This window comes from Streptomyces sp. TRM68367 (genome assembly GCF_014495685.1).
GTDB lineage: Bacteria > Actinomycetota > Actinomycetes > Streptomycetales > Streptomycetaceae > Streptomyces.
The window spans coordinates 85,452-100,067 of sequence record NZ_JACTVI010000005.1; the positions used below are offsets into that span (position 1 = coordinate 85,452).

General features: G+C 70.8%; 12 protein-coding genes and 1 pseudogene. 5 read left to right on the plus strand and 8 right to left on the minus strand.

Translation table 11 applies throughout. The features are described from left to right. Nucleotides 1–67: 67 nt before the first annotated feature. Nucleotides 68–3,358 carry a S8 family serine peptidase gene (locus tag H8R17_RS05635; protein WP_187822013.1) on the plus strand — a complete coding sequence of 1,097 codons (3,291 nt, stop codon included), beginning with the start codon at nt 68–70 and terminating at the stop codon, nt 3,356–3,358. Nucleotides 3,359–3,444: 86 nt separating this feature from the next. Here H8R17_RS05635 and H8R17_RS05640 read toward each other — a convergent pair whose 3' ends face one another. Next, nucleotides 3,445–4,194 (minus strand): hypothetical protein, encoded by a 750-nt coding sequence (locus tag H8R17_RS05640; protein ID WP_187822014.1) that lies wholly within the window; start codon nt 4,192–4,194, stop codon nt 3,445–3,447. Between the two features lies 1 nt (nt 4,195). Continuing rightward, nucleotides 4,196–4,729, minus strand: a complete 534-nt coding sequence (locus H8R17_RS05645; RefSeq protein WP_187822015.1) for an RNA polymerase sigma factor — start codon at nt 4,727–4,729, stop codon at nt 4,196–4,198. A gap of 347 nt (nt 4,730–5,076) precedes the next feature. Between H8R17_RS05645 and H8R17_RS05650 the strand changes: the two genes are divergently transcribed. Continuing rightward, complete coding sequence (locus tag H8R17_RS05650; protein ID WP_187822016.1) at nt 5,077–6,093, plus strand: aspartate-semialdehyde dehydrogenase; 1,017 nt, start codon at nt 5,077–5,079, stop codon at nt 6,091–6,093. Nucleotides 6,094–6,113: 20 nt separating this feature from the next. Here the strand turns inward: H8R17_RS05650 and H8R17_RS48560 are convergent, their stop codons facing one another. Further along, entirely contained in the window at nt 6,114–6,329 is a 216-nt protein-coding gene (locus H8R17_RS48560) for a hypothetical protein (RefSeq protein WP_316959318.1), read from the minus strand. Between the two features lie 112 nt (nt 6,330–6,441). Between H8R17_RS48560 and pepN the strand changes: the two genes are divergently transcribed. Beyond that, nucleotides 6,442–9,015, plus strand: a complete 2,574-nt coding sequence (gene pepN, locus H8R17_RS05660; protein ID WP_187822017.1) for an aminopeptidase N — start codon at nt 6,442–6,444, stop codon at nt 9,013–9,015. A gap of 55 nt (nt 9,016–9,070) precedes the next feature. Here pepN and H8R17_RS05665 read toward each other — a convergent pair whose 3' ends face one another. The 3 genes and pseudogenes from H8R17_RS05665 to H8R17_RS49080 all read right to left on the minus strand — a co-directional run. Further along, complete coding sequence (locus H8R17_RS05665; protein WP_187822018.1) at nt 9,071–10,183, minus strand: SPFH domain-containing protein; 1,113 nt, start codon at nt 10,181–10,183, stop codon at nt 9,071–9,073. Between the two features lie 29 nt (nt 10,184–10,212). Beyond that, a complete protein-coding gene (locus tag H8R17_RS05670) occupies nt 10,213–10,650 on the minus strand; it encodes an NfeD family protein (RefSeq protein WP_187822019.1) in 438 nt (145 codons plus the stop codon). Nucleotides 10,651–10,737: 87 nt separating this feature from the next. Continuing rightward, nucleotides 10,738–11,127, minus strand: a pseudogene (locus H8R17_RS49080) (DMT family transporter); the annotation flags it as partial. Between the two features lie 133 nt (nt 11,128–11,260). Here H8R17_RS49080 and H8R17_RS05680 point away from each other — a divergent pair. Beyond that, on the plus strand, nt 11,261–11,782 hold the full coding sequence (locus tag H8R17_RS05680; protein ID WP_187822020.1) for a MarR family winged helix-turn-helix transcriptional regulator: 522 nt from the start codon (nt 11,261–11,263) through the stop codon (nt 11,780–11,782). Nucleotides 11,783–12,023: 241 nt separating this feature from the next. On the opposite strand, the gene H8R17_RS05685 is transcribed toward H8R17_RS05680, so the two are convergent. After that, nucleotides 12,024–13,484 carry an FAD-dependent monooxygenase gene (locus H8R17_RS05685; RefSeq protein WP_187822021.1) on the minus strand — a complete coding sequence of 487 codons (1,461 nt, stop codon included), beginning with the start codon at nt 13,482–13,484 and terminating at the stop codon, nt 12,024–12,026. Between the two features lie 171 nt (nt 13,485–13,655). Here H8R17_RS05685 and H8R17_RS05690 point away from each other — a divergent pair, with 171 nt between their 5' ends. Then, entirely contained in the window at nt 13,656–14,231 is a 576-nt protein-coding gene (locus H8R17_RS05690; RefSeq protein WP_187822022.1) for a TetR family transcriptional regulator, read from the plus strand. Between the two features lie 105 nt (nt 14,232–14,336). Here H8R17_RS05690 and H8R17_RS05695 read toward each other — a convergent pair whose 3' ends face one another. Next, on the minus strand, nt 14,337–14,612 hold the full coding sequence (locus tag H8R17_RS05695; RefSeq protein WP_187822023.1) for a hypothetical protein: 276 nt from the start codon (nt 14,610–14,612) through the stop codon (nt 14,337–14,339). Nucleotides 14,613–14,616: the final 4 nt, after the last annotated feature.

The window sequence follows — 14,616 nt, forward strand, 5'->3', positions numbered from 1 at the left end:
ACCGACGCGGCCGGAGCCGATCGGCTCCGGTCGCTTTCATACGTTCCTTTACGCACAAGGGATGCCGATGACCCTCACCCCCCAGCGCGATCCGATACCCGGCACGAGACGCGTGGCGCGCATAGCCGTGGCCGCCGGTCTGGTGGCCGCGCTCTCCGCGGCCGGACCGATACCCCTGGCCCTCGCCGCCGACGGCCCCTCCGCCCCGGCCGACGCGACCGCCAAGTCCGCGCACGACAAGCTCGGTTCCGACGACGCGGACCTGCTCGCCGAGGCCAAGGCCGAGGGCGAGAAGAACGTCACGATGATGGTCGCCACCGCGCCCGGGCAGACCGAACAGGTCGCCGCGCAGCTGGACGCGGTGCGGGGCGGCACGGTGGGCCGGACCCAGGACAAGCTCGGCTACGTCCGCGCCACGGTCCCCACCGCACGGGCGGACGCGGCCATCGCCGCCGCCACGAAGCTCTCCTCCGTGCACGGCATCGACCTGCGCGAGGAGATCCCGCTGGACGACCCGACGCCGAGCGCGGACACGGCGAAGGGCGCCGACCGGGCGGCCACGGGCAGCTACCCGGCGCCGGGCAGGAAGACCCCCGCCGAGAACCCGTACAACCCGTCCTTCGAGACGGGCGCCGTCGACTTCGTGCAGAAGAACCCGAAGGCGGACGGCCGCGGGGTCACCATCGGCATCCTCGACTCGGGCGTCGACCTGGGCCACCCGGCGCTGCAGAAGACCACCACCGGCGAGCGGAAGATCGTCGACTGGGTGACCGCGACCGACCCGGTCGTCGACGCCGACCGCACCTGGCGCCCCATGCTGACCTCGGTATCCGGCCCCACCTTCACCTTCGAGGGCAGCACCTGGACGGCGCCGGCGGGCTCGTACCGGATCAGCACCTTCAAGGAGTCGTACACCACCGGCGGTGACGCCGCGGGCGACGCGAACCGCGACGGCGACAAGTCCGACGACTGGGGCGTGCTGTACGACGCGGCGGCCGGCACGGTCCGCGTCGACCTCAACGACAACCACGACTTCGGCGACGACGCGCCGATGAAGCCGTACAAGGACGGCTTCCAGGTCGGGTACTTCGGCACGGACGCCCCGTCGACCGACGTGGCCGAGCGGCAGCCGTTCGTGGTGGAGATCCGCAAGGACGTCGTCTACAACCCCGCGGGCGCGAAGGCCGACTTCGTCAACATCGGTGTCATCGAGTCCGAGCACGGCACGCACGTGGCCGGTATCACCGCCGCCAACGGCCTGTTCGGCGGCAGGATGGACGGCGCCGCTCCGGGCGCCAAGCTGGTCTCCTCCCGCGCCTGCACCTGGTCCGGCGGCTGCACCAACGTCGCCCTGACCGAGGGCATGATCGACCTGGTCGTCAACCGCGGCGTCGACATCGTCAACATGTCGATCGGCGGCCTGCCGGCGCTGAACAACGGCAACAACGCGCGCGCCGAGCTGTACACGCGGCTCATCGACACCTACGGCGTCCAACTGGTGATCTCGGCCGGCAACTCCGGTCCCGGTGCCAACACCATCGGCGACCCGGCCCTGGCCGACAAGGTGATCTCGGTCGGCGCGTCCATCTCCAAGGAGACCTGGGCCGCCAACTACGGCTCGGGCGTGCGGAAGAAGTACGCGATGCTGCCGTTCTCCTCGCGCGGCCCGCGTGAGGACGGCGGGTTCACGCCGACGCTGGTCGCGCCCGGCGCCGCGATCAACACCATCCAGACCTGGCTGCCGGGCGCCCCGGTCGCCGAGGCCGGCTACCAGCTGCCCGCCGGGTACGGCATGCTCCAGGGCACCTCGATGGCGTCTCCGCAGGCCGCCGGCGCCTCCGCGCTGCTGCTGAGCGCCGCCAAGCAGAAGGGCATCGACCTCACCCCGGCCACCCTGCGCACGGCCCTCACCTCGACGGCCGACCACATCAAGGGAGTTCAGGCCTACGAGGAGGGCGCGGGCCGGATCAACATCGTGGACGCCTGGAAGGCGATCCGCGACGACGCCACCGCGCACACCTACGCCGTGCAGGCCCCGGTCGACACCGCGCTCGACCAGTTCCTGAAGACCCCGGGCAAGGGCACCGGCCTGTACGACCGCGAGGGCGGCCTGAAGTCCGGCCAGAAGAAGACGTACGAGATCACGATCACCCGTACGTCCGGCGCCGACAAGGCGATCCGGCACGAGCTGCACTTCGAGAACAACGCCGGCCGCACCTTCCGGATCGTCGGCTCCGACGAGGTGAAACTGCCGCTGAACAAGCCGGTGACCGTCCGCGTCGAGGCCGCGCCGAAGTTCGCGGGCCTCAAGAGCGCGATCCTGGAGGTCGACGACCCGAAGACCGAGGGCATCGACCGGCAGGTCCTCACCACGGTCGTGGTCTCCACCCCCGTCGCCCACACCTTCACCGCGTCGGACTCCGTGCAGCGCAACAGCACGCAGTCGTACTTCGTGACCGTCCCCGAGGGCGCGAAGACGCTGGAGGTCGCGCTCGGCAGGCTGAAGGACAAGAGCCAGACCCGGTTCATCTCGATCCACCCCTACGGCGTCCCGAGCGACCCGACGTCGACGATCAACTGCTACCCGAACTACGCCAACCCGGCCAACACCTGCCGCCCCGACCTGCGCTCGTACGACAACCCGCAGCCGGGCGTGTGGGAGATCGAGGTCGAGTCGCGCCGTACGTCGCCGCTGCTCGACAACCCCTACAAGCTGGACGTCGCCGTCCTGGGCGTGGCCTTCGACCCGGAGGTCGTGACCGTGCCCGAGGCCAAGGTCGGCACCCCGGTCGCCGCCTCCTGGAAGGTGACGAACCAGCTCGCCGCCGTCGACGGCAAGCTGACCGGCGGCCCCCTCGGCTCGTCCAGGACGACCCGCCCGACCATCGCCCAGGGCGCGACGCAGACCACCACGGTCGAGGTGCCCGCCGGCGCCGCGTCGCTGGACGTCGCCATCGGCAACGTCTCGGACGCCGCCGCCGACCTGGACCTGGCCGTGTACGACGCGTCCGGCGAGCAGGTGGCCAGCTCCGCCGACGGTGACTCGGAGGAGTCGGTGTCCATCGCCAAGCCGGTCGCCGGCACGTACACGATCGAGGTCGTCGGCTACTCGGTGCCGGCCGGCTCGACGGCGTACGACTACCGCGACGTGTTCTTCTCCGCCTCCCTCGGCGAGGTGAAGGTCGCGGGCACCCCGGTGCAGCTCGGCACCGGCGAGTCCGCGGCGGTCTCCGCCGAGGTGGTCGCCGCGGCCGAGGCGCCCGAGGGACGCGCGTTCTTCGGGCAGGTCCAGCTGGAGAACGCGCGCGGGACGGTCGCGGGTGTGGGCAGTGTGGTGATCGAGAAGGTTGTGCCGTAGCCCTCTACGGCTGTCGTAGCCTTCTACGGCTGCTGTAGTCGTCCTGCGGCTGCTGGGCGGGCGTCCGGATGGGCGCCCGCCTTTTCTCATGCGCAGGAGAGCGTGCGGGACTCCGGCAGGGACCGGGTGATCCACGCCCGCTCGGGGGCGATCTTCCGCTCGCCGACGAACACCGCGTCCGGTGTGGCCGCGTTCCGGGGGATGCCGACCAGGGCGCGGTCACCCTCGCGCAGGCGGGGGCGGGCGTCGATGTCCTGTACGAACGTCACCGTGTCCTCGGCCTTGTCCGGCTTCGGCTCCGGCTCCGGCTTGTAGGAGCGGGTCACGCCCAGCGTGATCCGTTCCTGCTCCGTGCCGGGCACCTGCTGGACGTCGGTGACCGTGCCCTCGGCGACGAGGCGGGCGCAGGCGAGGTAGCGGGGGTTGCCGAAGAGGGTGCCGGCGGCCTCCCTGGAGTCCGACCTGGAGTCCGACGTCGCGCTCGCGCCCCCCGCGTCGTCGTGGCCGCTCCCGGCCTGGACCACCAGCCAGCCCAGGCCGGCCACCAGCGCACCGGCGCAGGCCACGGCCAGAGTACCGAAGGCAAGGGCGAGCGGGCGGCGCCGGCGCCGTGGCCGGGGCGCTCGTACGGGGGCGGGGTGCGGAGCCGCGGCGGGCTCACCGAGGGCCCGTCCGATGATCCCCAGCTGGTCCCGCAGCAGGGCCACGTCGGCCGCGGCGGTGCGGTGCTCGGCGAGAAGAACGGGGTCCGTGCGGGCGGCCTCGGTCAGGGGTTCGTCCGTGATCACGGACATCAGCGGGTCGGCGCCGTCGTAGCCGTCGTGCTCGGCGGGCATGTCACACCACCTCGTCCTCGTGCAGGCGGGCGCGCAGGGCCCGGACCGCCGTGTGCAGCCTGCTCTTGACGGTGCCCTCCGGGATGCCGAGCTCCTCGGCGATGGAGCGCACCGGCAGGTCGGCGTAGAAGCGCAGGACGACGACCTGGCGCTGGGTGTCGGGCAGTTCGTCGAGGCCTTGGGCGACGGCGAGGGACAGCAGGCTGGTGTCCTCGCCGGAGGGATGTTCGAGCCGGCGGAGGGCGGCGAGCCGCTCCCCCAGCTGCTCCTGGCGGCGCTTGGCCCGGTGCCAGTCCATGGCGAGGTTGGAGGCGACGACCGCCGCCCACGCCGAGACGTCCCGCGGCGCCTCGCGTCCGCTCGCCGCCCGTTCCAGCAGCCGCAGGCGGACCTGCTGCACCCCGTCCAGCAGGTCCGCCTGCGGCACGCCGCCGAGGGCGAGCACCGCCCGCACCCGGCGTTCCTGGGCCGCGTCCAGAGGATCGTCGCGCACGTCCCCCTGGCCACGGCGGGCCGTTCTGCGCAGCACAGCCACCCTCCCCTCGCCGCGTTTCCCCTATGACGCCGGCGCGGGCCGAAACGTTCGGCGCGGTTCGGCGCGGTTTCGCGGCGCGGACAGAGGCGTACGTCACACCGCCGTGTGGGCCGGGCGGCGGTGGGCAGGCGAGCTTGCGGCACCGACCCGCAGGTGGCTGAATTTCTCCAGCTCAGCAGGGTGGACGCCGAATGTCCGCAACCGCCCGGCGCGCTGTCCTGTCCCATTCCTCGGGCGCCGCGGTCAAAGAAGTGGACAGCCCGGCCGGTGTGGGCCGCATGATGGAAAAGCCTCGGCCAAGCAAAACGCACGCACAACAGACGCAGAGAGTCGTAGAGGGAGTCGCCGTGAGGGTCGGAATCGTCGGAGCCACCGGTCAGGTCGGCACGGTCATGCGCAGGATCCTCACCGAGCGGAACTTCCCGGTGACGGAGCTGCGCCTGTTCGCCTCGGCCCGCTCGGCGGGGACGGTCCTGGACGGCGTGACGGTGGAGAACGCGACAACGGCCGACTACTCCGGCCTGGACATCGTGCTGTTCTCGGCGGGCGGCTCGACCTCCAAGGCGCTGGCCGAGAAGGTGGCCTCCCAGGGCGCGGTCGTGATCGACAACTCCTCGGCGTGGCGCCGGGACCCGCAGGTTCCGCTGGTCGTCTCCGAGGTGAACCCGCACGCGATCGCGGACCGCCCCAAGGGCATCATCGCCAACCCGAACTGCACGACGATGGCCGCGATGCCGGTGCTGAAGCCGCTGCACGAGGAGGCGGGCCTTCAAGCGCTGGTCGTCGCCACCTACCAGGCGGTGTCCGGCTCGGGCCTCGCCGGCGTCGAGGAGCTGTTCGAGCAGGTCAAGAAGGTCGGCGACGACGCGCCCAAGCTGACCCACGACGGCGCCGCGGCGAACTTCCCGGAGCCGGACAAGTACGTCGCGCCGATCGCGTACAACGTCCTGCCGATGGCGGGCTCGGTCGTCGACGACGGCCTGAACGAGACCGACGAGGAGCAGAAGCTCCGCAACGAGTCCCGCAAGATCCTTGAGATCCCCGAGCTGAAGGTCTCCGGCACCTGCGTCCGCGTGCCCGTCTTCACCGGCCACTCCCTCCAGGTCAACGCCCGCTTCGCCCGCCCGATCACGGCCGAGCGCGCCAAGGAACTGCTGGCCGGCGCCCCGGGCGTCGTCCTCGCCGAGGTCCCGACCCCGCTCCAGGCGGCCGGCCAGGACCCGTCGTACGTCGGCCGCATCCGCCAGGACGAGACCGTCGACAACGGCCTCGCCCTGTTCGTCTCGAACGACAACCTCCGCAAGGGCGCGGCACTGAACGCCGTACAGATCGCCGAGCTGGTGGCGGCTGAGCTGAGCGGCTGACACACCGCATCCGGGGGCCGTCAGCGCACTGCGGTGGCGGCCCCCTTCGCGCGCCCGGCGTACGGCACGGCCGCCAGCGCGAGCAGCGCCAGGCCGGCACCGAGGCCCAGCACCTCGGCCTGGTGTGGCAGCGGGACGCGGAGACGGCACGGAACCATTTCGCGTCCCGCATCGTCAGCAGAGCGCAGTTCCTTCAGGACCGTCGGATCAATGGGCCGTGCGAGGTACTTCGTCATGGCTCCAGGCTCGCGCCCGTCCGGCCCGCCGACCGGCGGCAAACGGACATCGCGTTGTCCACAGGTCCCGTGGAAGGATGACGCAACCGACACATATCGAGGAGATGACCGCGTGCCTGGCACAAACCTGACTCGCGAAGAGGCACAGCAGCGGGCGAAGCTGCTCACCGTTGACTCGTACGAGATCGATCTCGACCTCTCCGGCGCGCAGGAGGGCGGCACCTTCCGGTCCGTGACCACGGTGCGCTTCGGGGTCGCCGGGACCGGCGAGTCCTTCGTCGACCTGGTGGCCCCGACCGTCCACGAGGTGACCCTCAACGGGGACGCCCTCGACCCCGCCGAGGTCTTCAAGGACTCGCGGATCGCCCTGCCGGGGCTGCTGGAGGGCCGCAACGTTCTGCGCGTGGTCGCCGACTGCGCGTACACCAACACCGGCGAGGGTCTGCACCGGTTCGTCGACCCGGTGGACAACCAGGCCTATCTCTACACCCAGTTCGAGGTGCCGGACGCCCGCCGGGTGTTCGCGTCCTTCGAGCAGCCGGACCTGAAGGCCACCTTCCAGTTCACCGTGAAGGCGCCGGACGGCTGGACGGTCATCTCCAACTCACCGACGCCCGAACCGAAGGACAACGTCTGGGAGTTCGAGCCGACGCCGCGCATCTCGACGTACATCACGGCGCTCGTCGTGGGCCCGTACCACTCGGTGCACAGCGTGTACGAGAAGGACGGCCGCACTGTCCCGCTCGGCATCTACTGCCGTCCCTCGCTCGCCGAGTACCTCGACTCGGACGCGATCTTCGAGGTGACCCGGCAGGGCTTCGACTGGTTCCAGGAGAAGTTCGACTACGCGTACCCGTTCAAGAAGTACGACCAGCTGTTCGTGCCGGAGTTCAACGCGGGCGCGATGGAGAACGCGGGCGCGGTGACTATCCGGGACCAGTACGTGTTCCGGTCGAAGGTGACGGACGCGGCGTACGAGGTGCGCGCGGAGACCATCCTGCACGAGCTGGCCCACATGTGGTTCGGCGACCTGGTCACCATGGAGTGGTGGAACGACCTGTGGCTGAACGAGTCGTTCGCCACGTACACGTCCATCGCCTGCCAGGCGTACGCGCCGGAGTCGCGCTGGCCGCACTCGTGGACCACGTTCGCGAACTCCATGAAGACGTGGGCGTACCGCCAGGACCAGCTGCCGTCCACGCACCCGATCATGGCCGAGATCGGCGACCTCGACGACGTGCTGGTCAACTTCGACGGCATCACGTACGCGAAGGGGGCGAGCGTGCTGAAGCAGCTCGTCGCGTACGTCGGCATGGACGAGTTCTTCCGGGGCGTGCAGGCGTACTTCAAGCGCCACGCGTACGGCAACACGCGCCTGTCCGACCTGCTGGGCGCGCTGGAGGAGACCTCCGGCCGCGACCTGAAGACGTGGTCGAAGAAGTGGCTGGAGACGGCCGGCATCAACATCCTGCGCCCGGAGATCGAGATGGACGGCAACGGCGTCATCACGTCCTTCTCCATCCGGCAGGAGGCCCCGGCACTCCCGTCCGGCGCCAAGGGCGAGCCGACGCTGCGCCCCCACCGCATCGCGGTCGGCCTGTACGAACTCGATGACGACAGCGGCAAGCTGGTGCGCGACGAGCGGATCGAGCTGGACGTCGACGGCGAGCTGACCGCCGTACCGCAGCTGACGGGCAGGCGCCGCTCGGCGGTGGTCCTGCTCAACGACGACGACCTGTCGTACGCCAAGGTCCGCCTGGACGAGAAGTCCCTGGCCTTCGTGACGCGGCACCTGGGCGACTTCGAGGCGTCGCTGCCGCGCGCGCTGTGCTGGGCGTCCGCGTGGGACATGACGCGCGACGCGGAGCTCGCGACCCGCGACTACCTGTCCCTGGTCCTGTCGGGCATCGGCAAGGAGTCCGACATCGGCGTCGTGCAGTCGCTGCACCGCCAGGTGAAGCTCGCGGTCGAGCTGTACGCCGACCCCGCCGCCCGCGAGTCCCTGCTGACCCGCTGGACGGACGCCACGCTGGAGCACCTGCGGGCCGCCGCCCCGGGCGGCGACCACCAGCTGGCGTGGGCACGCGCGTTCGCGGCGACGGCCCGCACGCCGGAGCAGCTGGACCTCCTCACGGGCCTGCTCGACGGCTCGCAGACCATCGAGGGCCTGGCCGTCGACACGGAGCTGCGCTGGGCGTTCGTACAGCGCCTCGCGGCGGTCGGCCGCTTCGACGAGCCGGAGATCGCGGCCGAATACGACCGCGACAAGACGGCGGCCGGCGAGCGCCACGCGGCCACGGCCCGGGCCGCCCGCCCGACCCCCGGGGCCAAGGCGGAGGCGTGGGCCTCGGTCATCGACTCCGACAAGCTCCCGAACGCCGTCCAGGAAGCGGTCATCTCCGGCTTCGTCCAGACCGGCCAGCGCGAGCTGCTGGCCCCGTACACGGACAGGTACTTCGAGGTGGTCAAGACCATCTGGGAGTCCCGCTCCCACGAAATGGCGCAGCAGATCGCGGTCGGCCTGTACCCGTCGATCCAGGTATCGCAGGAGACCCTGGACAAGACGGAGGCGTGGCTCGCCTCCGCGGAGCCCAACGCCGCCCTGCGACGGCTGGTTTCGGAGTCGCGGGCGGGCGTGGAACGGGCGCTGAAGGCCCAGGCGGCGGACTCGGCGGCCGGGCAGTAGCCATACGTGAGCGGGGTGTCCGGTCAGAAGCGCACCGGACACCCCGCTCCTGTGGTCAGGAGTCGCCGGACGTCCGCCCCCGGCGCGGCACCTGGGGCGACTTCGCGGCCTCGGCCTCCGCCTTGGCGTCGCTCACCGCGGCGGCGGCCTGCTTCACGGCCTCGTCAGCAGCCGTGGCCGAGTCGAGCGAATCCGTCGAGCCTGCCTCGAGCGCCGGGGTCCGGCCTGCGTCGGACGTGTCCTCAGCGCCGGCGATGGCTGCTTCCTCAGGTTGCGCGGGTGGGTGAGGGCCCGCCGCCGACTCATCACCGAACGCACGGGTGACGGTCCGAACAGCCTCGGTCAGCTCCCCCGGGATCACCCAGAACGTGTTGTTGTCGCTGCTCGCCAAGTGCGGCAGCGTCTCGAGGTACTTGTAGGCCAGGACCTTCGGGTCGGCATTGTTGCGATGGACGGCCTGGAAGACGCGCTCCACCGCCTTTGCCTCGCCGTCCGCCCGCAGGATCATGGCTTGTTGCGTGCCCTGTGCCTCCAGGATGTCCTTCTGCTTCGTGCCCTCCGCGGTGAGGATCTTGGCTTGCCGCTCCCCTTCGGCGTGCAGGATGGCCGCGCGCTTGTCACGCTCGGCCCGCATCTGCTTCTCCATCGCTTCCTTGATGGTGTGCGGTGGATCGATGGCCTTGATCTCGACGCGGTTGACCCGGATGCCCCACTTGCCGGTGGCGTCGTCGAGGACGGCGCGGAGCCGGGAGTTGATCTCCTCACGCGAGGTGAGCGTCTCCTCCAGGTCCATGCTGCCGATGACGTTCCGCAGCGTGGTCACGGTGAGCTGATCGATCGCCTGCAGGTAGTCAGCGACCTCGTAGGCCGCCGCCCGCGGGTCCGTGATCTGGTAGTAGAGGACGGTGTCGATATTCACCACGAGGTTGTCCTCGGTGATCACCGGCCTGGGGTCGGACGAATAGACCTGCTCGCGCACGTCGAGTTTGGTGTTGATGCGGTCCGCCACCGGCAGGACCAGGTTCAGGCCGGGCTGCAGCGTGCGGCGGTATCGGCCGAACCGCTCGATGTTGTAGCGGCGCGCCTGCGGGACGATCCGCACAGTGGAGGCCACGAGGAAGATGACAACAATGGCCGCCACAAGAATGGGGATGACAACTGGATCCACAGTGCCTCCGTCGCTATGCGTTCAGCCGTTCATGGAAGGAGTTCGCGGGGGTAGACGATGGCCGTGGCGCCCTCGATCTCCATGACGTCCACCAACGCTCCCACCGGGATCACCAGGCTCTCGTCGAGGGCGCGGGCGGACCACTCTTCGCCGGAGAGTTTGATCAGGCCGCGGGTCGCGGTGACCTCCTGCATGACCTCAGCCCGTTTACCGATCAGCGCATCACTGCCCTCGCGGGTGATGGGTTGCTGTGCCATATGCCGCAACGCGATGGGACGGACGACCAGGAGGCCCGCTGCCGCCGCTACTCCGAGGGCCACGAGCTGGCCGAGAACGCCGATGCCCACACCGGCGACCACGGCGGCGACCAGCGCAGCACCCGCCAGCAAGCCGAAGACCAGTGTCAGGGTGAAGAACTCCGCGGCACCCAGCGCCGCGGCAGCGAGCAGCCATACGAACCACGGCATCGCATCGCCCTCCTTAAGGGGCCTTCTCTACCACGCTACCTCCCGGAACGCCGGGCAGACAGACTCCGCGACTGTGGTTCTTGATCGTCAAATGGTTTGCCCTGATCGGCGGGGGGTGCCTGCGGCAGCTGAACGGAGAAGCGTCCGGGGGTAGCCGGCCGCGCGGACCCGAGCGTTCCGTTCAGCAGACCTGAATGATCCTCGGGGTACGACAGCGCCGCGCGCCCCCAGCTGCCCCACAACCGTCGCCCCGAACGCCAGTGCCATCCCCGCCACCTGCACCGGCGTCAGCGCCTGCCCCAGTGCCGCCCAGCCGACGACCGCCGCGGTCAGCGGGGACAGCGGGCCGAGGAAGGTGACCTGCGTGGCGGTCAGCCGGCCGATGCCGCGGAACCACAGCCAGTACGCGACCGCCGTGTTCGCCAGCGCCAGATAGAGGTAGCCGGCGGTCGCCCGGCCGTCGAGCGCCGGCGGCGCTCTATGAGGGCGGGACGGCTGGCGGGCATCGGGGCACCCTTCGAGTAGGTCGGCAGAAAGTAGCTTAGCCTCAAGCTACTTTCCGTCAAGCCACTTTCTTGCGGGTGGCCCTCCGGCGTCCGATACTCGGCACATGAGTGCACCTCCGCCCCGGCGCAAGGACCCCGTCGACGCGATCATCGACCAGTGGGCGGCCGTGCGGCCCGACCTCCACACCGCCGGCATGGAGATCTTCGGGCGGATCCACCGCCTCGAACGCGCGATGGGCGACCGGCTGGAGAAGACGTACGCCCGGTTCGGGATCTCGCGCGGCGAGTTCGACGTACTCGCGACCCTGCGCCGCTCCGGCGAGCCCTACACACTGTCGCCCCGCCAGCTGTCGGCCACGCTGATGCTCACCACCGGCGGCATGACCGGCCGACTGGACAAGCTGGAGCGGGCCGGACTGCTGCGCCGCTCCCCCGACCCGCATGACCGCCGCGGGCTCCAGGTCACCCTCACCGAGAAGGGACTGCCCCTCATCGACGAGGCGGCCGCCGCCGGGCTCGCCGTCCAGACGGAGGCACTGACCGCTGCCCTGAACGACGAACGGGCCGCCCAACTGGCGGGCCTGCTACGGGACTTGCTGGCCGGCACACAGGGCGCGGAACGCTAGGGCAGGCCATCTATTCAACTTTGACTAGCTTGGTGTAGAGTGAGCCAGCGCCACCGGCACAGCATGTGCGCCTGCTCGACTCCGCGCGGATGCCGCCGGGTGCCTGGGCGACGGCCCGACCGCGCAGTCCGCGCTCGCCGAGGCCGCCGCGATCCGTCTCCCCGAGGAGGAGCGCGCGTCGGTGCGGGACGACTTGGAGCGGCTGGCGGAGTTGCGGGGATCGGCAGGAGCGGACGGCAGGTCATACGACGGCTGACTGCGCCGCCCCCACGTGCGTCCTGACCGCCTGCCCGATCGCCACCGGGTCCGCCGCGTCCGCCGCCCACGCGGCGTATCCGTCCGGCCGCACCAGCACGGTCGTACGGCGGTCGCTCGCCCAGTGCCGCACGGTCAGGCGCTCCTCGCCGGGCCCCTCGTACGCGCCCGGCGTGATCAGTACGAACCGGCCGCCGCGCAGCGCCTCGTACAGACGGTCGCCGTCGGCGAGGCGGACGTCCGGGACGCGGGCGCCGGTCAGGGGGTGGGCGCCCCGGGGAGCGGCGTACCTGAAGCCGATGCCGGTGACCTGGCCGATCGCCTTGTGGCGGACCGCGGGTACGTGGTCGAGGAAGGCGGTCAGGGGCGCGCGCAGCGCCAGCGTCCAGGGGCGCTTGGCCATCGCGAGGCGGATGATGCCGCCGCTGCTGCGCAGGACGGACCTGCCGACGGGGTGCCGTTCGGCCTCGTAGGTGTCGAGGAGTTCCGGGGCCGCGTGCCCGTGGAGGACGACGGCGAGCTTCCAGCCGAGGTTGGCCGCGTCCTGGAGGCCGGTGTTCATGCCCTGGCCCCCGGCCGGGGTGTGCACGTGCGCGGCGTCTCCGGCGAGGAAGACACGGCCGACGCGGTAGGCGGGCACCTGCCGTTCGTCACTGTGAAAGCGGGACATCCAGCGGGCGTCGTGCATACCGAAGTCGCGGCCGAGGGCGAGCCGGGTGATCTCCTTGATCTCGTCGAGGTCGAGGGGCGCGCTGTCGGGGACGTTGCGCCCGCGGTGCCAGCCGATCACGCGGTGGTAGCCGTCGCTGAAGGGTGCGATGAAGGCGAAGGCGTCGCCGACGGCGTTGACGGTGAGGAGCGACTCGGGCTGCTCGGCGAGCCGCACGTCCGCGAGGACGACGGAGCGGATCACCGAACGGCCGGGGAAAGGCAGCCCGATCGCGGTGCGCACGGTGCTGCGCATGCCGTCGGCGCCCACGACGTACGCCGCCCGCAGTTCCTCGGCCCGCCCGTCGACCGTGCGGACCTCGACGGTCACGCCGTCCGCGTCCTGCGTGAGCCCGGTCGTCTCCGTCTCGTACCGGAAGTCCACCCCGGCCTCGACGGCCCGCTTCTCCAGCACCGTCTCCACCTCGTACTGCGGGATCACGAGGAGGTGGTTGAAGCGGGAGGGCAGGGTGTCGAGGTCCATGGTGAGCCGGCCGAAGAGGCGGACGCGATCGAGGGGCTCGCCGACCGACTCCAGGTCGTCGGCGAGGGCGCGTGCGTCGAACTGTTCGAGGGTGCGGGCGTGCAGGACGAAGGCGCGGGAGAGGTTGCTTATCTCGTGGGGGCGCTTCTCGACGACGGTGACGGGGATGCCGGCGGCGGCGAGGTCACCGGCCAGGAGGAGACCCGTGGGGCCGGATCCGACGACGATCACGGTAGGAGCGGTGCCGTTGTTCATCTTGGCCTCCTTGGTGCCAACGGTCGCCGGTCAGCCTCTGCTGGCCGGCGGCCGTTGATCAACGTCCGTTTGCCAACGGTTGTTTGCCAACACTCGTTGGCCACCGTAGGAGCGCACCTCCGCAGACGTCAACACTTGTTGGCCTACGCCTGTTGGCCTACATTCGTTGGCGTGCTCGACAACAGACCCCCCGCACCCCGCCGCTCCGACACCACCCGCGCCGCCATCCTCGAGGCAGCCCGCGAGCGCTTCGCCGCCGACGGCTACGACCGCGCCACCATCCGCGCCATCGCCAAGGACGCGAGCATCGACCCGTCGATGGTGATGCGCTACTACGGCAGCAAGGAGGGCCTCTTCGCGGCGGCCGTCGCCGTCGACCTGAAGCTGCCCGACCTGGGAGCGCTGCACCGGGACGAGGCCGGACAGACCCTGGTGTCGCACTTCCTCGACATGTGGGAGGGCAACGAGGTGCTCACTGCCCTGCTCCGGGTCGGCGTCACCAACCAGGCCGGGACCGAGCGTTCGCGGGGCATCTTCCGCGACCAGCTGCTGCCGGTCGTGCGCCAGGTGTGCCCGGACCCCGAGCAGGCCCCCGCCCGCGCCGCGCTCACCGCGACGCAGTTGCTCGGGCTGGCGCTCACCCGGTACGTCCTGCGGTTCCCGCCGGCCGTGGCGCTGAGCCGCGAGGAGGTCGTGGCGTGGCTGGGCCCGACGGTGCAGCGGTACCTGACCGCGCCGCACCCGTAGGTCTCGGCAACACGAAGAGCGCCGCCTCCGGCGTACGTACGCGTACACAGCCGTACGTACGCCGGAGACGGCGCCCTCTGGAAAGGTGCGGGGCGGCGCCCTGCGTCAGGCCTTCGCCTTGGCCTTGGTCGTGATGTTGGAGCTGGTCGTGTCCTTCTCCTTGTGCGACTTGTCCCCGATCATCACCAGGCCGGCGATGACCACGAACAGCGCGATCGGGGTCACGACGAACAGACCCAGCGTCTCGATGACGCTCAGGCCCTTGCCGGGGTCGTCGCCGTCGTCGCGGGTGAGCGCGAACGCGGGGGACGACATGAGCAGCATCATCAGCGTCGTACCGGCGGCCAGGGCGCCGGCGCGCAGGGCGTTCTTCTTGTCCACGGGG